The organism is Geodermatophilus sp. SYSU D00703, assembly GCF_054050155.1.
Genome location: NZ_JBJGYU010000008.1, coordinates 19,153 through 41,925, shown reverse-complemented (window position 1 = coordinate 41,925; position 22,773 = coordinate 19,153). Strand labels below are relative to the sequence as shown.

Here is a 22,773-nt window from a genome sequence, read left to right as displayed (position 1 = left end):
GCGAACGCGCCCCCGGGCCCGCTGCCGCGAGCGGGGCGGGACCCTGCCCACCCCGTCGGCGGCCCGTGCGCGATCATGCGGCGGGCCGGCGGAACCCGGGCCGGGGGAACGGTGGTCGCGGTCGATCCCGCGCCACAGATGCAGCAGAGTGGACGTGCCCCGCACACCTGCAGGGCGCAGCGAGGGGAAGGGCCCACCATGCCTCCAGACCACGGGGCCGCAGGTGTCCCGACGGGGACGCCCGCGGAGGGCGCCGGCGGCGCGCCGCTGGCCGTCGAGCTGCGCGGCATCAGCAAGCGCTTCCCCGGCGTCGTCGCGAACAAGGACATCGAGCTGCGGGTCCGCCGCGGCGAGGTGCACGCCATCGTGGGCGAGAACGGTGCCGGCAAGTCGACGCTGATGAAGACGCTCTACGGCGAGCACCGCCCGGACGAGGGGCAGATCCTCGTCGACGGCCGCCAGGTGCACTTCCGCAGCCCCGCCGACGCGATCGCCGCCGGCATCGGCATGGTCCACCAGCACTTCATGCTGGCCGACAACTTCACCGTCCTGGAGAACATCGTCCTGGGCAGCGAGCCCACCCGCGGCGGCCGGCTGGACCGCGCCGAGGCCCGCCGCCGCATCCGGGAGATCTCCGACGCGTACTCCCTGGGGCTGGACCCCGACGCCCTGGTCGAGGACCTCGGCGTCGGCGACCGGCAGCGGGTCGAGATCGCGAAGGTGCTCTACCGCGACGCCCGCACGCTGATCCTCGACGAGCCCACCGCCGTCCTCGTGCCGCAGGAGGTCGACGAGCTGTTCGGCAACCTCGCCGAGCTCAAGCGGGAGGGCCTCACCGTCATCTTCATCTCGCACAAGCTGGACGAGGTCCGCAAGGTCGCCGACTCGATCACCGTCATCCGGCGCGGCACCACCGTCGGCACCGCCGACCCGAGGACGACGACCAGCCACCAGCTGGCCGAGATGATGGTCGGCTCCGAGCTGCCCTCCCCGGAGACCCGCGAGTCCACGGTCCGACCCACCCCGGTGCTCGAGCTGCGCGGCGTGACCGTGCCCGGCGTCGGGAGCCGCCCGCTGGTCGACGCGGTCGACCTCACCGTCCGCGAGGGGGAGGTCGTCGGCATCGCCGGCGTCGAGGGCAACGGCCAGGCCGAGCTCGTGGACGCCGTCATGGGCCTGCGCGCGGTCGCGGCCGGCACCGTGGCACTCGGCGGGGAGGACATCACCTCCTGGAGCACCCGCACCCGCCGCGAGGCCGGGCTGGGCTTCATCCCCGAGGACCGGCACCGGCAGGGGATGCTGCTCGACGCCTCGCTCTGGGAGAACCGCATCCTCGGCCACCAGACCCGCCCGCCGGCGGTGAAGGGCCCGTTCATCGACCGCAAGGGCGCACGCGCCGACACCGAGCGGATCATGCGCGAGTACGACGTCCGTGCCCCCGGGCCGGACACGCTGGCCGTCGCGCTGTCCGGCGGCAACCAGCAGAAGCTCATCGTCGGCCGGGAGATGAGCGCGTCGCCCCGCCTGCTCCTGGCCGCCCACCCGACCCGCGGCGTGGACGTCGGCGCCCAGGCGGTGATCTGGGAGCTGCTCAAGGACGCCCGCGCCCAGGGCCTGGGCATCCTGCTGGTCTCCGCCGACCTCGACGAGCTCATCGGCCTGTCCGACACCCTGCACGTGATGCTCCGCGGCCGGCTGGTCGCCACCCTCGACCCGGCGCACGTCACGCCGGAGGAGCTGGGCGGCCACATGACCGGGGCCCGGACGACGGCGGGCGCGGCATGAGCGTGCTCCGCCGTCTCGGCACGACCCTGGTCGCGCCGCTGCTCGCCGTCGCCGCGGCGATCGTCATCTCCGGCCTGGTGATGGCCGTCCTGGGCGTCAACCCCTTCGACGTGTTCGCCGTGATGGTCGACTTCGGCGAGACCCCCACGCAGCAGGTCACCGCGATCGTGGTGATCCTCAACCGGGCCATCCCGCTGTTCATCTCCGGGCTGGCGGTCGCGATCGCGTTCCGGATGGGGCTGTTCAACATCGGCGTCGAGGGCCAGTACCGGCTGGCGACGGTCATGGCCGCCGCGGTCGGCGCCGCGGTCGCGCTGCCGGGCCCGCTGCACGTGCTGCTGATCGTGGTGGTGGCCATGGCGGTCGCCGCGATCTGGGCGGGCATCGTCGCCGTCCTCAAGGTGACACGCGGCGTCAGCGAGGTCATCAGCTCGATCATGCTCAACTTCATCGCGCTGGGCATCGCGTCGTTCCTGCTGACCGGCCCGTTCCGGGGCAGCCCGGAGGGCGCGTCGATCATCAGCACCGCGGAGATCCCCGAGTCCGGCTGGATGCCCAGCCTCAACGGGCTGTTCGACCTGCTCGGCCTGGCCAACCCGCCGCGGCAGCTCTACGGCTTCCTCGTGGTCGCCGCGCTGCTCGGCGTCGCGATCGCGATCCTGCTCAACCGCACCCGCTTCGGCTTCGACCTGCGGGCCACCGGGCTGTCGCCGTCGGCGGCGCGGGCCAGCGGTGTGGACGCGCGCGGCATGGTCGTCAAGACGATGCTGCTGTCGGGCGCGGTCGCGGGGCTGATCGGCATGCCGGACCTGCTCGGGACGACGCACAGCTACACGACCGACTTCACCTCCGGCCTGGGCTTCCTCGGCATCGCGGTCGCCCTGCTGGGGCGCAACAACCCGGTCGGCATCGCGTTCGCCGCGCTGCTGTTCGCCTTCCTCGACCGGTCGCTGGTGCCGCTGCAGATCGCGAACTACCCGGCCTCGGTGGTCACGATCATCCAGGGCGTCATCGTGCTCGCCGTGGTCATCTCCAACGAGGTCGCGCGGCGGGTCGCCCTCCGCGCGGCGGAGCGGGGCGCGGCCCAGGCCGGCCCCGCGCCGGCGGCCGGTGACGGCAGCGCCGGTGCCGCACGCACCGCGGACGGCGCGGCCGCGGGCACCGGAGCGGGCGTCAGCCGCGGCACAGGCGCGGGCCAGCAGTCCGACGAGCGGCAGGAGACCGGAGCGTGAGCGCGACGACGACCCCGGAGACCCGGACCGCCCGCGGGCCGGTCGGTGAGCTGTTCCTCGGCGGCGGGCGGGCCCGCCGGGTCACCTGGCTGCTGGTCGGCGCGCTGGTGCTGGTCTCCGCCGTGCGCGTGATCAGCGGCGAGCAGGCGCTCACGTCGTCCTCGACGATCTCGGCCGCGCTGCTGCTGGCCGTGCCGATCGGGCTGGCCGCCCTCGGTGGCCTGTTCTCCGAGCGGGCCGGTGTGGTCAACATCGGCCTCGACGGGATGATGACGCTGGGCACCTGGGGAGCCGGGTTCGCCGGCTACCAGTGGGGGTGGGCCGCCGCGCTCGTCGGCGGCATCCTGTTCGGCGCGCTCGGCGGGCTGCTGCACGCCGTCGCCACGGTGACCTTCGGGGTCGACCACGTCGTCTCCGGTGTGGCGATCAACATCCTCGCCGCCGGTGTCGTGCGCTTCCTCTCCGAGCTGCTCTACACCGACAACCCGGCCGGCGGCGGGGTCACGCAGTCCCCGGCCCTGTCCAGCGAACCGCCCGAGTTCTCCGTGCCGGTGCTCTCCTCGGGTCCGGACCTGCTCGGCGACCTCGAGCGCCAGCAGTGGTTCCTGGTCAGCGACGTCGCCGGTGTGCTGCGCGGGCTCACCAGCGGGGTGGGCCTGCTGACCGTGCTCGCGGTGCTGCTGGTCCCGGCGTCCTACCTGCTGCTGTGGCGCACCGCCTTCGGGCTGCGGCTGCGCTCGTGCGGGGAGAACCCCGCGGCCGCCGACTCGCTCGGCGTGCCGGTCTACCGGCTGAAGTACATCGCGGTGGTCGTCTCCGGCGGGCTGGCCGGGATGGGCGGCGTGTTCCTGGTCTTCATCGCCGGCATCTACCGCGAGGGGCAGACCAACGGGCGCGGGTTCATCGGCCTGGCGGCGCTGATCTTCGGCAACTGGCGGCCCGGCGGCCTCGCGGCCGGCGCTGGCCTGTTCGGCTTCGCCGACGCCCTGCAGCTGCGCAGCCGGTCCGCGGTCGTGGCGCTGTTCCTGCTGCTGGCCGTGCTGCTGGCCGGGGTGGCGGTGTGGCAGGCGGTGCACCGGCGCGCGGTGCGCGCGGTGATCGCCGCGGTGGTCGCCGCCGGCTCGCTGGTCGCCTTCCTGACCATCGACCAGCTGGCGCCGGGCCTGGTCTCGTTCACCCCCCACCTGACCACGCTGCTCGTGCTGTCCCTGGCGTCGCAACGCCTGCGGATGCCCGCGGCGGACGGTCTGGTGTACCGACGAGGAGAGCACTAGTGAGCCAGGTGGACTGGGAGGCGCTGCGCGCGGCGGCCCGGGAGGCCATGACCCACGCCTACGCCCCCTACTCGGGGTTTCCGGTGGGCGTCGCCGGGCTGGTGGACGACGGCCGGGTCGTGACCGGCTGCAACGTCGAGAACGCCTCGTACGGGCTGGGCCTGTGCGCCGAGTGCGGCATGGTCAGCGACCTGGTCCGCACCGGCGGCGGCCGGCTGGTCGCGGTCGCCTGCGTCGGCGGGGACGGGCAGCCGCTGATGCCGTGCGGGCGCTGCCGGCAGCTGCTGTGGGAGCACGGCGGCGCGGACATGCTCCTCGAGACCGTCTCGCTGGGCACCGTCCCGATGCGCGAGGTGCTGCCCGACGCCTTCGGGCCCGACGACCTGGCGGCTGCCGCCACGCGGTCTGCCGGGGGAGCCGCGGCCGCCGAGCGGGCGGGCCGGGCATGAGTGCCTTCGACGCGATCGACGTCATCCGGGCCAAGCGGGACGGCGTCGAGCTGACTCCCGACCAGATCCGCTGGGTGATCCGGTCCTACACCGACGGGACCATCCCCGACGAGCAGGTGAGCGCCCTGCTCATGGCGGTGTTCTTCCGCGGGATGTCGCCCGACGAGCTCGCCGTCTGGACCCAGGCGATGATCGACTCCGGCGAGCGCAAGGACCTCTCGCCGCTGGGCCGGCCGACCGCCGACAAGCACTCCACCGGCGGGGTCGGCGACAAGACCACGCTGCCGCTGGCGCCGCTGGTCGCCGCGTGCGGAGTCGCGGTGCCGCAGCTGTCCGGCCGGGGGCTGGGCCACACCGGCGGGACGCTGGACAAGCTGGAGTCGATCCCCGGGTGGCGAGCCGACGTCCACGAGGAGGCCTATCTCGGCCAGTTGCGGGAGGTCGGCGCGGTCATCTGCGCGGCCGGCAACGACCTCGCCCCGGCGGACAAGAAGCTCTACGCGCTGCGCGACGTCACGGGCACCGTGGAGTCGATCCCGCTGATCGCCTCCTCGATCATGAGCAAGAAGATCGCCGAGGGCGCCGACGCGCTGGTGCTCGACGTCAAGACCGGCTCCGGGGCGTTCATGAAGGACCCCGACGCCTCCCGCGAGCTGGCCCGCACCATGGTCGGCCTGGGCGAGGCCGCCGGGGTGCGCACCGTGGCGCTGGTGACCGCCATGGACCGGCCGCTGGGCCGCGCCGCGGGCAACGCCGTCGAGGTGGCCGAGTCGGTGGAGGTGCTCGCGGGGGGCGGTCCGGCCGACGTCGTCGCGCTCACCCTCGCGCTGGCCCAGGAGATGCTGGCCGGCGCCGGGCGGGACGACGTCGACCCGGCCGACGCCCTGCGCGACGGCCGGGCGATGGACGTGTGGCGGCGGATGATCGCCGCCCAGGGCGGGGATCCCGACGCGTCCCTGCCGGAGCCCGCGGAGAAGCACGTGGTGACCGCGCCGGCCACCGGCACGCTGACCCGCCTGGACGCCTACGCCCTCGGGGTGGCCGCCTGGCGGCTGGGCGCCGGCCGGGCCCGCAAGGAGGACCCGGTGTCGGCCGCGGCCGGGGTCACCTGGACCGCCGGGGTGGGGGAGCAGGTCACCGAGGGACAGCCGCTGGTGGAGCTGCACACCGACGACCCCGCGCGCATCGAGCGGGCGCTGGCGGCGCTGGACGGCGCGATCGGCATCGACACCGACGACGAGCCGCTGCCCCTGGTCCTGGACCGCATCACCGCCTGATCCCGGCCGGAGGTGCGCCGCCCTGCGAGGCGGGGTGAGGAGTGGGGGCCGGAGGCTCCCCGACGAGGGCCGGGGTGCGCTCCGCGCGGCCGGGGGACGGCCCCTGGCCGCGGTGCGGCCCGGAGGGCCGCGATGTCATGGTGGGAGACTGTCTCCTCGTGACGAGTACGTCCGCGCGCGTGGTGGCCGACAGCAGGCCGCGGCCCGGCGACCCCCTGGACCCGGACGCCGCCATCTCCGTCCGCGGCCTGGTGAAGCGCTACGGGGACCGCACCGCCGTCGACGGCCTGGACCTCGACATCCGGCGCGGCGAGATCTTCGCGCTGCTCGGGCCCAACGGCGCCGGCAAGACCAGCACGGTGGAGGTGCTCGAGGGCTACCGGAAGCGGGACGGCGGCGACGTCCGCGTGCTCGGCGTCGACCCGGCCAAGGGTGGACGCCGGTGGAAGGCACAGCTGGGCATCGTGCTCCAGTCGGGCGCGGGGGACAGCCAGCTCTCGGTCCGCGAGCTGCTCACGGCGCGGGCGTCGTACTACGCCGAGCCCCGCGACCCCGACGAGGTGCTGGAACTCGTCGGCCTCACCGACAAGGCGACGGCCCGCGGCCGTACCCTCTCCGGTGGCCAGCGCCGGCGGCTGGACGTCGCGCTGGGCATCGTCGGCCGCCCGCGCCTGCTCTTCCTCGACGAGCCGACCACCGGCTTCGATCCCGAGGCGCGGCGGCAGTTCTGGGCGCTGATCCGCTCGCTGCGCGACCTGGGCACCACGATGCTGCTCACCACCCACTACCTCGACGAGGCCGAGACGCTGGCCGACCGGGTCGGCGTCCTCGCCCGCGGCGCGCTCGCGGAGGTCGCCGTCCCGACGGCGCTGGGTGGGCGCGGTACCGCACCCGCCGTCGTCAGCTGGACCGAGGACGGCACCCGGCGCACCGCCGAGACCGCGACGCCCACCGCGTTCGTGCGGGAGCTGGCCACCCGCTTCCCCGGCGAGGTGCCCGACCTGTCGGTCAACCGGCCCACGCTCGAGGACGTCTACCTGAAGATGATCGGGGACCACTCGTGACCGCTGCCGCTCCCGGGCGCACCGCGCTGCCGTCGTTCGGCCGGGTCTACCGGACCCGCGCCGGCGTCGAGCTCAAGGAGTTCTTCCGCCAGCGCGAGTCGGTGGTCTTCACCCTCGCCTTCCCGGTGATCCTGTTGCTGGGCCTGGGCGCGGTGCTCGACTACGACCTCGGTGCCGGCGTCGACTTCCCGCAGTACTTCATGGCCGGGGTCATCACCGCCGGCATCGTCGGCGCCAGTCTGCAGAACATGGCGATCCACATCGCCGCGGAGCGCTCGGACGGCACGCTCAAGAGCCTCGCCGGGACGCCGATGCCCGCGAGCGCGTACTTCGCCGGCAAGGTCGTGCAGGTGCTCGCGGTGGCGGTCGCGACGATCGCGCTGCTCCTGCTGGTCGGCGTCCTCGTGTTCGGCATCGACCTGCCCTCGGGCAGCGACTGGCTGACCTTCGCCTGGGTGTCGGTCCTCGGGGCGGCGGCGTGCACCCTGCTGGGCATCGTCGTGTCGACGCTGGCCCGCAACGGCCGGTCGGCGTCGGCGACGGTCACCCCCATCGCGCTGGTGCTCGAGTTCGTCTCCGGCGTGTTCATGCCCTTCGACCAGGTGCCGGGCTGGCTGCAGGACGTCGCCGCGGTCTTCCCGGTGAAGTGGCTCGCGCAGGGCCTGCGCTCGGTGTTCCTCCCGGACGAGCTGGCCGCCCGCGAGCCGGCGGGATCGTGGGAGCTCGGCACCGTCGCGCTGGCGCTCGGCCTCTGGTGCATCGCAGGCCTGGTCCTCTGCGCCCTGACCTTCCGCTGGCAGGACCGCGGCACCGACTGAGCGTCAGGGCTCGCGGGAGTGACTCAGCCCTCGGGAACCGGAGGGGGGTCGTCAGGTGCCACCACGGCTCCGATCGAACGGAACAGCCTGTCCGCGGCGTTCGGGTAGTTGCCCTGTGCGTCGAACGCGGCGGGGAGGTACGTGACGGCCACCGCGATGGCGATCCCCTGTGAGGGGAGGTACGCCTCGGACGCGCTGAAGCCCGCCAGCTGCGGGTTCTGCAGGATCCACGACCCGGAGCGGACGACGCCGAGGCCGAAGTTGTACCCGTCGACCTGGGTGAAGCAGGAGGGCGCGCACGCCGGGTCCGTGTGCCCGAAGCCCAGCAGGTGGGGGCCGGTCATGGCGTCGTGGCTGGCCTCCGACAGCAGCGAGCCGGTGCCGACCGCGACCGCGGTCGTGATCATGTCGTCGATCGTCGTCGTCTGATCGGCTCCGATCGGCGTCCCCCACTGTGTGTTCCAGAACGTGGACTCCTCGTAGAACGACGTCGTCGACGGGATGCCGAGTGCTGCCCGGCGCTCGGAGCTGTAGGTGTGCAGGACTGGGCTGGGGATGCTCGAGGTCAGGGTCGCCGTGGTCCCCGCCAGGCCCAGCGGGGCGAGCACCCTCTCGCTCAGGAGTCTGTCCAGCGGCTTCCCCCCGATCCGGGCGAGGATCTCGCCCAGGATCATGAAGTTGGTGTGCGCGTAGCTCCAGTTCGTCCCGGGAGCGAAGTGCACGGGCCGGGAGAACGCGTAGGCCAGCCGCTCCTCGAATGTCCAGATGTGGAAGGGATCCGCGCTCCACGCAGCCTCCCACGCCGGGTCGGTCTCGAAGTCGGGATAGCCCGTCGTCTGGTTCGCCAGCATCTCCAGCGTGACCTCGTCGGCCTCGGGCAGCGTCGGCATCCAGCGGTCGATCGTGTCGTCGAGCCCCACCGTGCCCTCGTCCACGAACTGCATGAGCAGCGTCCCCAGGTAGGCGAAGGCGACGGCACCGTTGCGGAAGTGCATGTCCGTGGTCGCCGGGACGCCGTCCATCGACGTGCCGAACGCCTCCGAGGTCAGGACCTCGTCACCCCGGGTGACCTCGACGATGACCGCGCGGAGGTGGTCGGTCGCCATCGCGTTCCGGACGACGTCCGCGATGGCCGGCCCCGGCGGGTCAGCCGGGGTGGCGGCGGTCACGTCGGGCTGCACCGCCCACCCGACGGTGAGCACGGCCATGGTGGCTCCCGCCACCAGGAGTCGCTGGCGCCCTCCGCTCCCGCGCCTGTTGCTCCGCATCATCACGAGACCCTCCTTCGGGCTCGGTGCCACCCGGCGTGGTCGCTGACTTCGGAGTGGGGTGGCGCAAGGAGCGTCCCAGTCGGCGCCGCGGTGTTGGAAGTCGCAGACCACGCGATCCGGGCCGTCCGGCTGACGAGCGACGGGGAGTTCGGCGGGTCCTCTGCACGCACCCCTCGGGGCCCCACGACCGGTCCGCCGCGGTGAGGTGCCCTCCCCGGGGGAGCGGAGCGCGATCGACCGATCACAATGTCCGGGTGCCCGCACCGCTGACCGCCGAGTCCCTCCGCCGCGCGCCCAAGGTCCTGCTCCACGACCACCTGGACGGCGGGCTGCGGCCGCAGACGGTGCTGGAGCTCGCCGACGAACTCGGCTACACGGCGCTGCCCGCGGACGACGCCGACGCGCTGGGCCGCTGGTTCCGGCAGGCCGCCGACTCGGGCTCGCTCGTGCGGTACCTCGAGACGTTCGCCCACACCGTCGCGGTGATGCAGCGCCCCGAGGCCGTGCAGCGGGTGGCCCGCGAGTGCGCCCTCGACCTGGCCGCGGACGGCGTCGTGTACGCCGAGGTGCGGATGGCACCCGAGCTGCTCACGGCGGGGGGCACGCCGATCGAGGAGGCCGTCGAGGCGATCCTGGACGGCTTCGCGAAGGGCAGCGCGGAGGCGGGCGCCGCGGGCACGCCGATCACCGTCGGCACGCTGCTGTGCGCCATGCGGCAGAACGACCGCTGGGACGAGGTGGCCGGCCTCGTCGTCCGCCACCGGGACGCCGGGGTGGTCGGGTTCGACCTCGCCGGTCCCGAGATCGGCTTCCCGCCGGACCGCCACCCCTCCGCGATCGCGCTGCTCGACCGGGCCGGTGCCCACCGCACGATCCACGCGGGGGAGGCCGCCGGCGTCGACAGCATCGTCGCGGCGCTCGACGGCGCCCGCGCGGAGCGGCTCGGGCACGGGGTGCGCATCGCCGACGAGGTGGCCGTCGACGGCTCCCTGGGACCGGTGGCCAAGCGGGTCCGCAGCGAGCAGGTGACGCTCGAGGTGGCGCCGTCGTCCAACGTGCAGACCGGCGCCTACCCGTCGCTGGCCGAGCACCCGGTCGACCGGCTGCACCGGCTCGGCTTCGCGGTCACGCTCAACACCGACAACCGGCTGATGAGCGGGGTCTCGGTGACCGGCGAGTTCGCCGACGTCGCCGCGACCTTCGGCTGGGGCTGGGACGACGTCCAGACGCTCACCGAGCGGGCGCTGGCCGGCGCGTTCCTGCCCGACGGCGAGCGGGAGCGGCTGCTGGCCGAGGTCGTCCGCCCCGGGTACGCCGCCCTGCGCGGCTGAGGGTGGCGCGGGCCACCCCGCGCTCGGGAATCCCCGGTGGCGCCGCGCTGCTACCGTGAGTGGACCGGCACTCGCCGGTCATCCTCCCGGACGGTCCGTCCGGGCATGAGCGCATCCGTGCAGATCAGCAGCGTCTCCTGACGTCGTGATCGCCAGTGAGGACGCCGGTCTGCCGGTGTCCGCGCACCACCACGGGACGCGCCCGAGTCGTATCGGAGTCCCACACCCGCATGACCACGTTCGACACTGTCGACGTCCAGACCACCCCCGAGACCCCCGAGGTCGTCGCTCCGGAGCCCAAGGTCCCGGCCGGCCCGACCTTCGCCCAGCTGGGCCTGGCCCAGCCGCTGGTGACCGCGCTCGAGCGGCGCGGCATCCGCCACCCCTTCGCCATCCAGGCCTCCGCCCTGCCCGACGCCCTCGCCGGGCGGGACGTGCTCGGCAAGGCCGCCACCGGTTCGGGCAAGACGCTGGCCTTCGGCCTGCCGCTGCTCGCCCGGCTCGGCGAGGACGTCCTGCGGGGCCGCCGTGCCCCGCGCGGACTGGTCCTCGTGCCGACCCGCGAGCTCGCCCAGCAGGTGCACGACAACCTCGCCCCGCTGGGCCAGGCCACTGGCGTGCAGCTGGCCACCGTCTACGGCGGCGCCTCGATGTACCGCCAGATCCAGCAGCTGCGCCGCGGCGTCGACGTCGTCATCGCCACCCCGGGCCGACTGCAGGACCTCATCGGCCAGGGTGAGTGCACCCTCGACGAGGTCGCGGTCACCGTCATCGACGAGGCCGACTTCATGTCCGACCTCGGCTTCCTGCCGGTCGTGCAGGAGCTGCTCGACCAGACCCGCCCCGACGCCCAGCGGCTGCTGTTCTCGGCCACGCTGGACGGCGAGGTGGACACCCTCGTGCGCCGCTACCTGAAGGAGCCGGCCCGCCACGAGGTCAAGCGCCCCGGCGACGACGCGCCGCCGGCGGAGCACCTGGCCTACAGCGTGGCGTTCCGGGACAAGGTGCCGGTGACCCAGGAGCTGGCCGCCCGCCCGGGCCGCACCATCGTCTTCGCCCGCACGCAGCTGGGCGTCGACCGGCTGACCGAGAACCTCAAGGCCGTGGGCATCAAGGCCGAGGCGATCCACGGCGGGCTGCCGCAGTCGGCTCGCCGCCGGGCGCTGGAGGCGTTCACCGACGCCCGCAGCCCGGTGCTGGTCGCCACCGACGTCGCCGCGCGCGGCATCCACGTCGACGACGTCTCGCTGGTCCTGCACTACGACCCGCCGACCGACCACAAGACCTACCTGCACCGCTCGGGCCGCACCGCGCGCGCCGGCGCCGGAGGCGTGGTCGTGTCGCTGCTGCTGCCCGACCAGGTGGGGCAGGCCAAGCGCCGGTTCCGCCAGGCGCGCGTCGAGCCGGTCGTGAGCCGGATCCGCCCGGGTGACGCCCCGCTCGCCGAGCTCGTCGCCAGCGGCGTGCACGTCGAGCCGGTCGAGCGCCCGGTGCGCGAGCCGCGTCGTCCCTCCGGCGGGCACGGCGGCCGCCGTCCGCGGCGCGACGGCGAGCGCCCGCGTCGCGACGGCGACCGGCCGCGCCGTCCCTACGGGGAGCGGCCGCGCCGGGACGGCGAGCGTCCGGCGGGGGAGCGGTCCCACGGCGAGCGCGCGTACGGCGAGCGCTCCGGCGGCGAGCGCCGCGGCAGCGGGGACCGTCGTCCCAGCGGCTACCGCGGCCAGGGTCGACGGCCCAGCCGCTCGGCGGACTTCTCCGACTGAGCACCTGACGACGGCAGCGGCCGGTCCCGGTTCCCCGGGGCCGGCCGCTGCCGTCGTCGCGCGATGGATGGCCCCCTGCAGGGACCCGCTGCGAGCTGGCGAGTGGCGGGCGGCAGGGCGGCCCCGTCCAGGGCACCGCCCCGAGCTCGCGAGGGGTGGGGGGACGGGGTCCCCTCTCAGTCGCGGAAGGTGAGCGCCCCGCTGACCTGGGCGACCACCTCGTCCCAGGGCCGCCGCAGCTCGGCGGCGTCCTCGGCGCGCAGGACGGCCTCGGGCTCCCGCTCGGCGCGGGCCACCGCCCGGCCCAGCGGCTCGGACGGGCGCAGCAGCTCGTCGACCCGGGTGAGCCCGGCGTACTCCGCGATGTCGCGGACCCCCTCGAGCGGCTGGACGAGCGCGCGGTGGTCGGCGAGACCCGCGGCCCCGTCGGCGACCTCGGCCAGGACGTCGGCGAGCTCGGTGAGGTCGTAGCGGTCCTGCTCGGCCGGCAGCGGCGGGACGTCGGTGTCGGCCACCTCCGGCCAGGAGGCGATCTCGGCCAGGTCGTGCTCCTCGGTGCCGGCGCAGAACCGGGTGAGGTCGGCGGGGGAGGAGAAGACGTACACCTCGCCGTCGCGGCCCAGGAAGCGGGCGCGGTCCTCGACGTAGCAGCGCAGCGTCAGCCCGGCGCCGTCCGGGACGACGACCTCGACCGGCAGGATGCCGACCGCCTCCCAGAACTCGGCGGCCTTCGCGACCTCCGACGGCGGCGCGCTGATCCGGCCGGGCCGGGCGATGGCGCTCACGGGCGCGGCGGCCGGCGCCGCCGGAGCTGCGGGGGCCGCGGCCTCCTCGGACTCCTCCGCGAGCTCCTCGCCGACCTCGCCGTCCTCCGACTCCGTGGCCGAGGGGTAGTCGTCGATCGCGACCGTCCCGCCGCCGGTCCAGTCGAGGTGGGCGTCGAGCTCCTCGAGGACGTCCTCCCACAGCTCGTCGAGGGCGTTGCCGACGCCGAGCCAGGCGTCCTCCCCCGAGCGGCCGACGAAGGCGTCCACGCCCAGCCCCAGGGAGCCGACCTCGGGGCGGCCGACCAGCTCGGCCAGCGACCCGAACTCCCCGCCGCGCTCGACCGCGGCGTCCGGACGGCGGTCGAGCTCGACGTCGGCGTCGACCTCCCGCTCGTCGTCCTCGTCGGTGAGCTCGTCGTCGAGCTCGTCCTCGTCGGCGACGTCGAGGCACTCGGCCAGCCGGCTGACGATGTCGATGGTGGCGGCGAGCTCCTCCACCGCCCAGCGGTCGGGGTTCTCCGCGGCGATGTCGTAGACGCCGTCGAGGTCGTAGCGGTGGTCGTCGTCCGGGGTCAGATCGGCGGCGCCCAGGCCGACGACGACGGGCCAGACCGGGTGGTCGGCGAGGTCGTGGTCGGTGCGGCTCCGGCAGAAGGCCGCCAGCGCCGCCGGGGTCGGGAAGAGGTGGACGCTGGCCCGGTCGCCCTCGGACGTCCCGAGGAACGCCTGCCACTCCTCGCCGTCCTCCTCCCACGGCGGAGCCCACAGGGTGAAGCCGGTGCGGTCGTCGAGGGTGAGGGCGATCGGGACGATGCTGGGCCTTGCCACGGGGGACATCCTGCCCGGTCCCCCCGGGAGCGCACCTCCGGGTTCGTGAGGTGCGGGAACGGCCCTCGGCGGGGGACCTCTCAGATGCCCATGGGGTGCCAGACGGTCTTCGTCTCGAGGAAGCGCGTGAGCCGGGTCAGCCCGGGGTCGGACGACCAGTCCGGCTCCTCGGTCGGCGGGCGCAGCACCCGCTTGATGCTGCCCGCGGCCAGCCGCTCCAGCTCCATCGCGCGGGCGGCCGGGGCGCCGGTGAGGTCGACGGCGTCGACGTCGTCGTGCTCGGCCAGCCACGGGCCCAGCTCGCCGGCGTCGCCGGTCAGCAGGTTCACCACGCCCGCCGGGACGTCGCTGGTGGCCAGCACCTCGCCGAGGGTGACCGCCGGCAGCGGGCGCTGCTTCGACGTCACGACGACGGCGGTGTTCCCGCCGGCCAGCACCGGGGCCAGCACGCTGACCAGCCCGAGCAGCGAGGAGCGCTGCGGCGCCAGGACGGCGACCACTCCGGTGGGCTCGGGCAGGGAGAAGTCGAAGTAGGGGCCGGCGACCGGGTTGGCCCCGCCGAGGACGGCGCCGAGCTTGTCGGTCCAGCCCGCGTACCAGACCCAGCGGTCGATGGCGGCGTCGACGGCGGCGCGGGCCTTGGCGGCCGACAGCCCCTCGCCCGCGGCGACCTCCTCGCAGAGCTGGGCGTGCCGGCCCTCCATCACCTCGGCCACCCGGTACAGCACCTGGCCGCGGTTGTACGCGGTGGCCCCGGACCACTTGCCGAAGGCGGCGCGGGCGGCGACGACGGCGTCCCGGGCGTCCTTGCGGGACGCCCAGGCGGCGTTGGCGAGGAAGTGGCCCTTGGTGTCGGTGACCTCGTAGGTGCGCCCCGACTCCGAGCGGGGGAAGGTGCCGTTGACGTAGAGCTTGTAGGTCTTGCGGACGGCGAGCCGCTCGCTGCCGATCACCGGTCAGCACCCGTGCCCACGGGTCGCTTCCGCGCTCGCTCCGCTCCTCGCTCGCCGGCCTTCGCTGCGGTGCTCACTCGCTGTTCGCTCCCTTCAGGTACGCGGCGAGCCCGTGCCGGCCGCCCTCCCGGCCGTAGCCGGACTGCTTGTAGCCGCCGAACGGCGACGACGGGTCGAACTTGTTGAACGTGTTGGCCCAGACCACGCCGGCGCGCAGCTGGTCAGCGATCCTCAGGATCCGCGAGCCCTTCTCGGTCCAGACGCCGGCCGACAGCCCGTAGGTGGTGTTGTTGGCCTTCGCGACCGCCTCGTCCGGCGTCCGGAAGGTGAGCACCGACAGCACCGGCCCGAAGACCTCGTCGCGGGCGATGCGGTGGGCGGGGGAGACGTCGGTGAACACCGTCGGCGGGAACCAGAAGCCGCGGTCGGGCAGCTCGCAGGCCGGCTGCCAGCGCTGCGCCCCCTCGGCCTCGCCGATGTCCGAGAGCTCGCGGATGCGGGCCAGCTGCTCGGCGGAGTTGATCGCGCCGATGTCGGTGTTCTTGTCCAGCGGGTCGCCGACCCGCAGCGTGCCGATCCGGCGCTGCAGGCTCGCGATGACCTCGTCGTGGACCGACTCCTGCACCAGCAGCCGGCTTCCCGCGCAGCAGACGTGGCCCTGGTTGAAGAAGATGCCCTGCACGATCCCCTCGACGGCCTGGTCGATCGGTGCGTCGTCGAAGACGATGTTGGCCGCCTTGCCGCCCAGCTCCAGGGTCAGCGACTTGCGGGTGCCGGCGACGGCCCGGGCGATCGACCGCCCGACCTCGGTGGACCCCGTGAACGCCACCTTGTCGACGTCGTCGTGCTCCACCACCGCCCGGCCGGTGTCGCCGGCGCCGGTCACGATGTTGACCACGCCCGGGGGGAGGTCGGCCTGCCGGCAGACCTCGGCGAACAGCAGCGCGGTCAGCGGCGTGGTCTCGGCCGGCTTGAGGACGACGGTGTTCCCGGTGGCCAGCGCGGGCGCGACCTTCCACGCCAGCATCAGCAGCGGGAAGTTCCACGGGATGACCTGGCCGGCCACGCCCAGCGGCCGCGGGCCGGGCCCGAGGCCCGCCCAGTCCAGCTTGTCGGCCCAGCCTGCGTGGTAGAAGAAGTGCGCCGCGGCCAGGGGGACGTCGACGTCGCGCGACTCCCGGATCGGCTTGCCGTTGTCCAGCGACTCCAGGACTGCGAACTCCCGGGCCCGCTCCTGCAGCAGCCGGGCGATGCGGAACAGGTACTTGCCGCGGTCGGCGGGGCGCATCGGGCCCCAGACGCGGGTGAACGCCCGCCGGGCGGCGCGGACGGCGCGGTCGACGTCCGCGGCGGTGCCCTCGGCGACCTCGCAGAGGACCTCCTCGGTGGCCGGGTTGACCGTCTTGAAGGAGTCGCCGCTGCCGTCGACGAACTCGCCGTCGACGAACAGCCCGTAGGACGGCGCGACGTCGACGATCGACCGCAACTCCGGTGCGGGGGCGTACTCGAAGGCAGTGCTCATCTCAGTCCACCGTCACGTGGTCGGGGCCGGAGTAGTGGCCGGTGCGCAGCTTCTGCCGCTGCAGGAGCAGGTCGTTGAGCAGGCTGGAGGCGCCGAAGCGGAACCAGTCGGGGGAGAGCCAGTCGGGCCCGGCGACCTCGTTGACGAGGACCAGGTGCTTGACGGCGTCCTTCGTCGTCCGGATGCCGCCGGCGGGTTTGACGCCGATCTGGCGACCGGTGGAGGCGCGGAAGTCGCGGACCGCCTCGAGCATCACCAGGCACACCGGCAGGGTCGCGGCGGGGGACACCTTGCCGGTGGAGGTCTTGATGAAGTCGGCGCCGGCGAGCATCGCCAGCCACGAGGCGCGGCGGGCGTTGTCGAGGGTGACCAGCTCGCCGGTCTCCAGGATGACCTTGAGGTGGGCGGTGCCGCAGGCCTCCTTCACCGCGACGATCTCGTCGTGGACGTCGAGGTAGCGACCGGCCAGGAACGCCCCGCGGTCGATGACCATGTCGATCTCGTCGGCGCCGCCCGCCACGGCGTCCCGGACGTCGGCGAGCTTCACCGCTCGGCTGGCCCGGCCGCTGGGGAACGCGGTGGCGACCGCGGCGGTGTGGATGCCGGTGCCGGTGAGCGCCTCGACCGCGATGCCGGCGAGGTCGCCGTAGACGCAGACCGCGGCGACCTGCGGACAGGACGCGTCGGTCGGGTCGGGGCGCCGGGCCTTGGCCGAGAGCGAGCGGACCTTGCCCGGGGTGTCGGCGCCCTCGAGGGTGGTGAGGTCGACCATCGAGATCGCGGTGTCGATGGCCCAGGCCTTGGCAGTGGTCTTGATCGACCGCGTGCCGAGCACGCCGACACGGGCCTCGGCGCCGACCTGGTCGACACCGGGCAGGCCGTGCAGGAAGGCGCGGAAGGCGGCGTCCGAGCGGGTCACGTCGCTGAACGGCGCCAGGGGCTCGCGCCGCGGCGGGGTCTCCGCCGTCACGGCGTCGGGGTCGAGCACGTGGGTCATGTGGGCATTCTCCCCCGAGGTCGATCTCCGCTGGCCGACACGGTGGCCTGGCCCCGGCCGATACGGTGGCGCGCGTGCAGCTGACCGTCGTGGACCACCCGCTCGCCCGCGCTCGCCTCACCCGCATGCGCGACGAACGGACCGACAACGCCGCGTTCCGGGCGGCGCTGCGCGAGCTCACCCAGATGCTGGTCTACGAGGCCACCCGCGACCTGGAGGTGGCCGAGGAGCCGATCACCACCCCGGTCACCGGGACGACCGGCTACCGGCTGGCCGCCCCGCCGCTGATCGTGCCGGTGCTGCGGGCGGGGCTGGGCATGGCCGACACCGCGCACGGGATGCTCCCCGAGTCGCAGATGGGTTTCGTCGGGCTGGCCCGCAACGAGGAGACGTTCCAGCCCGAGGCCTACATGGCGTCGCTGCCGTCGTCCCTGGTCGATCGCGAGGTGTTCGTCCTGGACCCGATGCTGGCCACCGGTGGCTCGCTGGTGCACTGCTGCGGGCTGCTGACCGAGCGCGGTGCCACCTCGATCACCGTGCTCTGCACCCTCGCCGCGCCGGAGGGCCTCGCGCGGCTGGAGGCCAGTGGACTGCCGCTGCGGGTGTTCACCGCCTCGGTCGACGAGGGGCTCAACGACAAGGCCTACATCGTCCCGGGGCTGGGCGACGCCGGGGACCGGCAGTTCGGGGCGGTGTGAGCGTGCGCTTCGGCGTGCTCGGCACCGGCCACTGGGCGCAGACCGTCCACGCGGCGGCGCTGGCCGAGCACCCGACGGCGTCCCTGGTGGGCGTGTGGGGGCGGGACCTGGCCAAGGCCAAGGCCGTCGGCGCCGCCTTCGAGGTGCCCGGGTACGCGGACCTCGACGCCCTGCTCGCCGAGGTCGACGCGGTGGCGATCGCCGTCCCGCCGTCGGTGCAGGTCGGCCTGGTCGAGCGCGCCGCGGCCGCCGGCAAGCACCTGCTGCTGGAGAAGCCGATCGGGCTCTCGGTCGCCGAGGCCGACCGGGTGGTGGCGGCGGTGCGCTCCTCCGGGGTCGCCTCGGTCGTCTTCTTCACCTTCCGCTTCCAGGCCGGGACGTCGAGCTGGCTGGCCCAGGCGGGCCGCACCATGCTGGCCGGCGGCTCCGGGACGTGGCTGAGCGCGCTCGCCGGCAGCCCGTTCGACTCGGCCTGGCGCCGGCAGCACGGGGCGCTGTGGGACATCGGTCCGCACGCGCTGTCCCTGCTGCTGCCCGCGCTCGGGCCGGTCACCTCGGTGCAGGCCGGCGGCGGCGCGGGGGACACCGTCCACCTGGTGCTGCAGCACTCCGCGGGCGTGGCGTCGACAGTGACGCTGTCGCACACCGTGGCGCCGATGTCGACCGGCATCGAGTTCTACGTGCACGGGGACGCCGGCCGGGTGGTCCTGCTGCCCGACACAGAGCACCCGGTCGAGGCGATGTCGGCCGCGGTCGAGGAGCTGGGCCAGGCGGCGATGACCGGCGGTACGCACCCCTGCGACGTCGGGTTCGCCCGCGAGGTGGTCGCGGTGCTGGCGACGGCGGAGCGGGCCCTGGCGTCTGGCTGCCGGGAGCCGGTGTCGGACTGAGTCGATCCTCCTGCGGTGTTCCCTCCGCTGTTGCGGTGGTGCACGACCGCAGGAGTGGTGCCTGGACCTCAGGAGCGGTCAGTCGTACGGGTTGGTGAGGACAGGGCGCGCCTCGAGGACGTCGAACGTCACGGGCGGGCCGTCGGTGGTCGTCGTGCCGGGGACGTCGGCGCCGGCTCCGCCGTCCACGCTGAAGGTGCCGCTCCAGGTGGTGGTCAGCGAGGCGGTGTAGGTGCCGCTGGCGTACTCGTGGCTGACCGAGTGGTCCGGGTACGGGGCGCCGGGGTCGGTGCTGGTGAGGACGGTGCCGTCGCCGGTGTGCCAGGTGAAGCCGGTGGCGGTGGCGAGGATGTCGACCGTGAAGCCCCGGATGTCGACGGTGAACGTCTGCGTGGTCGGGCCGTCGGTGTGGAAGACAACCGGCAGGCCGACGAGCGCGTCGCCCGGCGGCTGCTGCTCGGTGGGCAGCTGCGGGAGCGGCAGGGTCTGGAAGTAGCGGAACACCTCGCCGGGGGACGGCGGCGGGTTCAGCGCGGTGATGTCCACGCACGTGCGGATGACGTTCAGCCACGGCCCGACTCCGGTCCCCGGAGGCGTGCCTGGCGTCACGGCGAAGCCGTCGGTGGTGGTCCCGTCGGGCAGTACCAGTCGCCGCTGCTGGACGAGGAGGAAGTCCGCCACGCGATCGGGTGAGGTCGGGCAGGCTCGGAAGTCCACTCCCTGGCAGCTGCCGGTCGTCGCGTCGTTCTCGACGCAGGGATCGATCAGTCGGTACGTGTACGGGTGGGCCTCGGGGGCCGACGTGCTAGCGACCCAGGACGAGCCAGGCTCGGCTGCCACATAGGCAGCAGTGAGGGCGCCAGGCGCATTCTCGACGACTGGACAGAAGCGCCGGTCGCAGTCCGCGGCGGCAGCCGACTCAAACGGCATCAATAGAGTCAGCCAGGCAATCGCCATCGCGCCGACCGTCTTAGCAAGGCGCATGTGTCACTCAAGTGTTAGTGCGGTCATGAGCCAGGAGTGGCGTGTCTTGTTCCAGGTCAAGGCCGCGCCACCACTCAGGCCTTCGTATGAGGGCGAGCCCAGGTTCTCGACGCTCGTCCCAGTTGCGTCAAGCACGACGAGGGCCGCCTGGTCGGCGCGCATCGCCATCTCCGCCGTCTGGCCGTTGATGAGCGGTGAGGCGATCTCCGTAACCGTGAGATTTCCGCCTTCGTATCGGTAGTCTGAGGCACCATCCGATTCGACAGCCGAAGCGATGCGGTCACAATCAGCGCAGCCATCGCTGAACTCCCGCAACGGGGCGGCGTCCATGACGGTCGACGTCCGGTTGATGAGGTCGATGTAGTAGCGGACGAAGGCCTCGGCGCCGGCGGCGTCCTGGGTGCGTGCCTCGTCGGGCATCGGGAGGTCCTCCGGACCGAGGGGCGGGAGTTCCGTCTCCGTCGCGGGAGCGTCCGCGCTCGGCAGCGTGTCCGCCGGCTCCTGCACCGCCGAGCACCCGCTCCACACCGCCGTGCCCACAGCGAGGCCCGCCACCAGTCGCAGGCTCCAGCCCCGTCCCACGTCCACCCCCGAGTCGTCCACCGGTCGCGGGGAGATTACGGAGCGTCGGCCGAACGGGCACGCAGCCCTGTGGACAACCACCCGATCGCATTGCCGGGGTTCCTCGTCCGGTGCGGGTCCTGCAGGACCGGCAACCCGCGGGCAACGCCGGCAACCCCGGGGCCGACGCACGCACGGGCGTGACCCGTGCCACGATCGGCCCATGATCTCCACCCGAACGGGCAGCCTGCGGGCGGCCGCCGCCGTCGTCACCGCCCTCCTCCTGGCATCCGGCTGCTCGGGCGACGACGGGGGGTCGGAGGCCGGCGGAGGCGGCGGCGAGGGTGGCACCGGGACCCAGACCGTCGCGCTGGGCATCATCCCGATCATCGACGTCGCCCCCGTCTACCTCGGCCAGGAGCAGGGCTTCTTCGAGGAGCAGGGCATCGAGCTCGAGATCAGCACCGGACAGGGCGGGGCGGCCATCGTGCCGGGCGTGGCCAGCGGCAGCATCGACATCGGGTTCGGCAACAACTTCTCCCTGGTCGTCGCCGCCTCCGCCGGGCTCCCGCTCCGGGTGATCACCAGCGCCGTCGACAGCACGGGCGACCCCGAGCGCGACCCCTTCACCATCGTCACCGCCGACCCGGCGATCACCCGCCCGGCGGACCTCGCGGGCAAGCGGGTCGCGACCAACACGGTCAACGCCATCGGCGACAGCGTCGTCAGTGCCTCGGTGCGGGCCGACGGCGGCGACCCGTCCACCATCGACTTCGTCGAGCTGCCCTTCCCCGACATGGCGGCGGCGCTGCAGGCGGGGGACGTCGACGCGGCGTGGCTGGTCGAGCCGTTCGTCACGCTGGCCGAGCAGCAGGGGGTCCAGGTCCTCACCACCCCGCTGAACGACTTCACCGACGTCCAGATCGAGGTCTCGACCTACTTCACCAGCGCCCAGTTCGCGTCCGAGAACGCCGACGTGGTGGAGCGCTTCGCCACCGCCATGGAGCAGTCGCTGACCTACGCGCAGGAGAACCCCGACGCGGTCCGGGCGGTCCTGCCGACCTACCTGGACATCGCGCCGGAGCTGGCCGCACAGGTCCGCCTCCCGGAGTGGAACACCGAGGTGAGCAGGGAGACCTTCGAGGTGTTCACCGACCTGGCCGAGACCCAGGGCCTGCTCGAGGGGGAGGTCGACCTCGACGCGCTGCTGGAGCCGGTCAGCTGACCCGGTTCACCCCTCCAGCTCGTACGCCGGCCCGTGCCGCGGCTGACAGAGCACCGGCCGGCCGGCGCCGGGGACCTCCTGCGAGGTCACCAGCCCGAACCCCTGGTCCTGGACGCCCTCGCGCACGTCGACGCCCTCGCTGCTCAGCTCCACGATGGTCGAGGAGACGTCGTCGCACATCGGCGTCGCCTGGTGGAACGGGACCGTGGCCCAGCGCTCGGCCGGCTCCTCCGCCGTGGGGTGGACGCCGAGCTCGCCGGGCGGGGTCCTGAAGAGGAGCCACCCGCTGCCGGCGTCGAGGGACGGCCACCGCAGCACGTCGCGGGAGAACCGCCGCGTCGCGTCGGGGTCCTCGGAGTGGACGATCGTGTGGAAGCCGGTGGTCACGGCGCGGCCCCCAGGGCGTCGGCCAGTTCCTCGAACGAGGACACCGACAGGTCGGCGTCCGGGTCGGAGACCGGCGGAACCCGGCGCCCGCCGAACTCGTCGGGACGGTGCACGTAGGCCGTCCGCAGCCCGCGGGCCCGGGCGGCGGCGAGGTCGTCGACGTGGGCGGCCACCATCAGCACCTCGGACGGCGCCAGCGCGAGCAGCTGCGGCGCGGAGTCGTAGACCTCCGGATCGGGCTTGTAGTGCCGCACGACCTCCGCACCGAGCACCAGGTCCCACGGCAGCCCGGCCCGGCGGGCCATGTCCACGATCAGCGCCACGTTGCCGTTGGACAGCGGCGCCAGCACGTGGGAGCGCCGCAGCCGGGTCAGCCCCGGGACGACGTCGGGCCACGGGTCCAGCCGGTGCCAGGCGAGCACCAGCTCCTCCCGCACGTCGGGAGGCGTGGCGGCCAGCCCGGCGTCGGCGAGGACGTCGTCCAGCGAGGACCGGTGCAGCGCGTCCAGCGGCGTCCACGGCAGCTCACCGGAGCGGACCCGGTCCATCGACGGCACGTACCGCCCGCGCCAGTCGTCGGCGACGGCGAGGGCGTCCACCGACGGGCCGAGCAGCCGCCGCACCTCTCGGGCGACCCCGCCGCGCCAGTCCACGACCGTGCCGAACACGTCGAAGACCAGCGCGTGGATGTCCACCG

21 protein-coding genes are annotated in these 22,773 nt (G+C 73.9%); 12 read left to right on the top strand and 9 right to left on the bottom strand.

The features are described 5' to 3' along the window. The first annotated feature begins 198 nt into the window (after positions 1–198). The 7 genes from ACI782_RS10645 to ACI782_RS10615 all read left to right on the top strand — a co-directional run bounded on the left by ACI782_RS10645 (position 199) and on the right by ACI782_RS10615 (position 7,899). Entirely contained in the window at positions 199–1,785 is a 1,587-nt protein-coding gene (locus tag ACI782_RS10645; RefSeq protein ID WP_456908894.1) for an ABC transporter ATP-binding protein, read from the top strand. Next, positions 1,782–3,017, top strand: coding sequence for an ABC transporter permease (locus ACI782_RS10640; RefSeq protein WP_456908892.1), 1,236 nt, complete (start codon positions 1,782–1,784; stop codon positions 3,015–3,017). Before ACI782_RS10645 ends, ACI782_RS10640 begins: the two co-directional genes overlap by 4 nt. Beyond that, complete coding sequence (locus ACI782_RS10635; protein WP_456908890.1) at positions 3,014–4,291, top strand: ABC transporter permease; 1,278 nt, start codon at positions 3,014–3,016, stop codon at positions 4,289–4,291. The genes ACI782_RS10640 and ACI782_RS10635 overlap by 4 nt, the downstream gene beginning before the upstream one ends. Then, positions 4,291–4,740, top strand: a complete 450-nt coding sequence (locus ACI782_RS10630; protein ID WP_456908888.1) for a cytidine deaminase — start codon at positions 4,291–4,293, stop codon at positions 4,738–4,740. Before ACI782_RS10635 ends, ACI782_RS10630 begins: the two co-directional genes overlap by 1 nt. Then, positions 4,737–6,017: a thymidine phosphorylase gene (locus ACI782_RS10625; protein ID WP_456908886.1), complete on the top strand. Its 1,281-nt coding sequence runs from the start codon at positions 4,737–4,739 to the stop codon at positions 6,015–6,017. Before ACI782_RS10630 ends, ACI782_RS10625 begins: the two co-directional genes overlap by 4 nt. 158 nt (positions 6,018–6,175) lie before the next feature. Then, positions 6,176–7,081 carry an ABC transporter ATP-binding protein gene (locus ACI782_RS10620; protein ID WP_456908884.1) on the top strand — a complete coding sequence of 302 codons (906 nt, stop codon included), beginning with the start codon at positions 6,176–6,178 and terminating at the stop codon, positions 7,079–7,081. Next, a complete protein-coding gene (locus ACI782_RS10615; RefSeq protein WP_456908882.1) occupies positions 7,078–7,899 on the top strand; it encodes an ABC transporter permease in 822 nt (273 codons plus the stop codon). Before ACI782_RS10620 ends, ACI782_RS10615 begins: the two co-directional genes overlap by 4 nt. A 23-nt stretch (positions 7,900–7,922) precedes the next feature. Here the strand turns inward: ACI782_RS10615 and ACI782_RS10610 are convergent, their stop codons facing one another. Continuing rightward, a complete protein-coding gene (locus ACI782_RS10610; RefSeq protein ID WP_456908880.1) occupies positions 7,923–9,107 on the bottom strand; it encodes a serine hydrolase domain-containing protein in 1,185 nt (394 codons plus the stop codon). A gap of 317 nt (positions 9,108–9,424) precedes the next feature. Between ACI782_RS10610 and ACI782_RS10605 the strand changes: the two genes are divergently transcribed. Then, positions 9,425–10,501 carry an adenosine deaminase gene (locus tag ACI782_RS10605; protein ID WP_456908878.1) on the top strand — a complete coding sequence of 359 codons (1,077 nt, stop codon included), beginning with the start codon at positions 9,425–9,427 and terminating at the stop codon, positions 10,499–10,501. Between the two features lie 230 nt (positions 10,502–10,731). Next, complete coding sequence (locus ACI782_RS10600) at positions 10,732–12,264, top strand: DEAD/DEAH box helicase (protein ID WP_456908875.1); 1,533 nt, start codon at positions 10,732–10,734, stop codon at positions 12,262–12,264. 176 nt (positions 12,265–12,440) lie between these two features. Here ACI782_RS10600 and ACI782_RS10595 read toward each other — a convergent pair whose 3' ends face one another. From ACI782_RS10595 to deoC, 4 genes are all read right to left on the bottom strand, one after another. Next, a complete protein-coding gene (locus ACI782_RS10595) occupies positions 12,441–13,868 on the bottom strand; it encodes a hypothetical protein (protein ID WP_456908873.1) in 1,428 nt (475 codons plus the stop codon). A gap of 71 nt (positions 13,869–13,939) precedes the next feature. Further along, entirely contained in the window at positions 13,940–14,812 is an 873-nt protein-coding gene (locus tag ACI782_RS10590) for an aldehyde dehydrogenase family protein (RefSeq protein ID WP_456908871.1), read from the bottom strand. 73 nt (positions 14,813–14,885) lie between these two features. Further along, positions 14,886–16,334: an aldehyde dehydrogenase family protein gene (locus ACI782_RS10585; protein WP_456908869.1), complete on the bottom strand. Its 1,449-nt coding sequence runs from the start codon at positions 16,332–16,334 to the stop codon at positions 14,886–14,888. A 1-nt stretch (position 16,335) separates the two neighbouring features. Next, a complete protein-coding gene (gene deoC / locus ACI782_RS10580; RefSeq protein ID WP_456908867.1) occupies positions 16,336–17,331 on the bottom strand; it encodes a deoxyribose-phosphate aldolase in 996 nt (331 codons plus the stop codon). Between the two features lie 74 nt (positions 17,332–17,405). Between deoC and upp the strand changes: the two genes are divergently transcribed. Then, the gene (upp, locus tag ACI782_RS10575) at positions 17,406–18,029 is read left to right on the top strand and encodes a uracil phosphoribosyltransferase (protein ID WP_456908865.1); all 624 of its coding nucleotides are present in this window, start codon (positions 17,406–17,408) and stop codon (positions 18,027–18,029) included. 2 nt (positions 18,030–18,031) lie between these two features. After that, positions 18,032–18,919, top strand: a complete 888-nt coding sequence (locus ACI782_RS10570; RefSeq protein WP_456908863.1) for a Gfo/Idh/MocA family protein — start codon at positions 18,032–18,034, stop codon at positions 18,917–18,919. A gap of 78 nt (positions 18,920–18,997) precedes the next feature. On the opposite strand, the gene ACI782_RS10565 is transcribed toward ACI782_RS10570, so the two are convergent. Together ACI782_RS10565 and ACI782_RS10560 are read right to left on the bottom strand one after the other, a co-directional pair. Then, a complete protein-coding gene (locus ACI782_RS10565) occupies positions 18,998–19,600 on the bottom strand; it encodes a hypothetical protein (protein ID WP_456908861.1) in 603 nt (200 codons plus the stop codon). Positions 19,601–19,906: 306 nt separating this feature from the next. Further along, positions 19,907–20,323, bottom strand: coding sequence for a DUF6318 family protein (locus ACI782_RS10560; RefSeq protein WP_456908859.1), 417 nt, complete (start codon positions 20,321–20,323; stop codon positions 19,907–19,909). Between the two features lie 364 nt (positions 20,324–20,687). Between ACI782_RS10560 and ACI782_RS10555 the strand changes: the two genes are divergently transcribed. After that, the gene (locus tag ACI782_RS10555; RefSeq protein WP_456908857.1) at positions 20,688–21,689 is read left to right on the top strand and encodes an ABC transporter substrate-binding protein; all 1,002 of its coding nucleotides are present in this window, start codon (positions 20,688–20,690) and stop codon (positions 21,687–21,689) included. A 6-nt stretch (positions 21,690–21,695) separates the two neighbouring features. Here the strand turns inward: ACI782_RS10555 and ACI782_RS10550 are convergent, their stop codons facing one another. Both ACI782_RS10550 and ACI782_RS10545 read right to left on the bottom strand, forming a co-directional pair. Continuing rightward, positions 21,696–22,076 (bottom strand): VOC family protein, encoded by a 381-nt coding sequence (locus tag ACI782_RS10550; protein WP_456908855.1) that lies wholly within the window; start codon positions 22,074–22,076, stop codon positions 21,696–21,698. Continuing rightward, on the bottom strand, positions 22,073–22,771 hold the full coding sequence (locus ACI782_RS10545) for a haloacid dehalogenase type II (protein WP_456908853.1): 699 nt from the start codon (positions 22,769–22,771) through the stop codon (positions 22,073–22,075). Before ACI782_RS10545 ends, ACI782_RS10550 begins: the two co-directional genes overlap by 4 nt. Positions 22,772–22,773: the final 2 nt, after the last annotated feature.

Excerpts from the sequence above, each read along its gene's own strand:
- ACI782_RS10645 (WP_456908894.1), top strand. The coding sequence starts at position 199 with ATGCCTCCAGACCACGGGGCCGCAGGTGTCCCGACGGGGACGCCCGCG.
- ACI782_RS10640 (WP_456908892.1), top strand. The coding sequence starts at position 1,782 with ATGAGCGTGCTCCGCCGTCTCGGCACGACCCTGGTCGCGCCGCTGCTC.
- ACI782_RS10625 (WP_456908886.1), top strand. The coding sequence starts at position 4,737 with ATGAGTGCCTTCGACGCGATCGACGTCATCCGGGCCAAGCGGGACGGC.
- ACI782_RS10610 (WP_456908880.1), bottom strand. The coding sequence starts at position 9,107 with ATGGCCGTGCTCACCGTCGGGTGGGCGGTGCAGCCCGACGTGACCGCC.
- ACI782_RS10600 (WP_456908875.1), top strand. The coding sequence starts at position 10,732 with ATGACCACGTTCGACACTGTCGACGTCCAGACCACCCCCGAGACCCCC.
- ACI782_RS10595 (WP_456908873.1), bottom strand. The coding sequence starts at position 13,868 with ATGTCCCCCGTGGCAAGGCCCAGCATCGTCCCGATCGCCCTCACCCTC.
- ACI782_RS10585 (WP_456908869.1), bottom strand. The coding sequence starts at position 16,334 with ATGAGCACTGCCTTCGAGTACGCCCCCGCACCGGAGTTGCGGTCGATC.
- deoC (WP_456908867.1), bottom strand. The coding sequence starts at position 17,331 with ATGACCCACGTGCTCGACCCCGACGCCGTGACGGCGGAGACCCCGCCG.
- ACI782_RS10560 (WP_456908859.1), bottom strand. The coding sequence starts at position 20,323 with ATGCCCGACGAGGCACGCACCCAGGACGCCGCCGGCGCCGAGGCCTTC.
- ACI782_RS10555 (WP_456908857.1), top strand. The coding sequence starts at position 20,688 with ATGATCTCCACCCGAACGGGCAGCCTGCGGGCGGCCGCCGCCGTCGTC.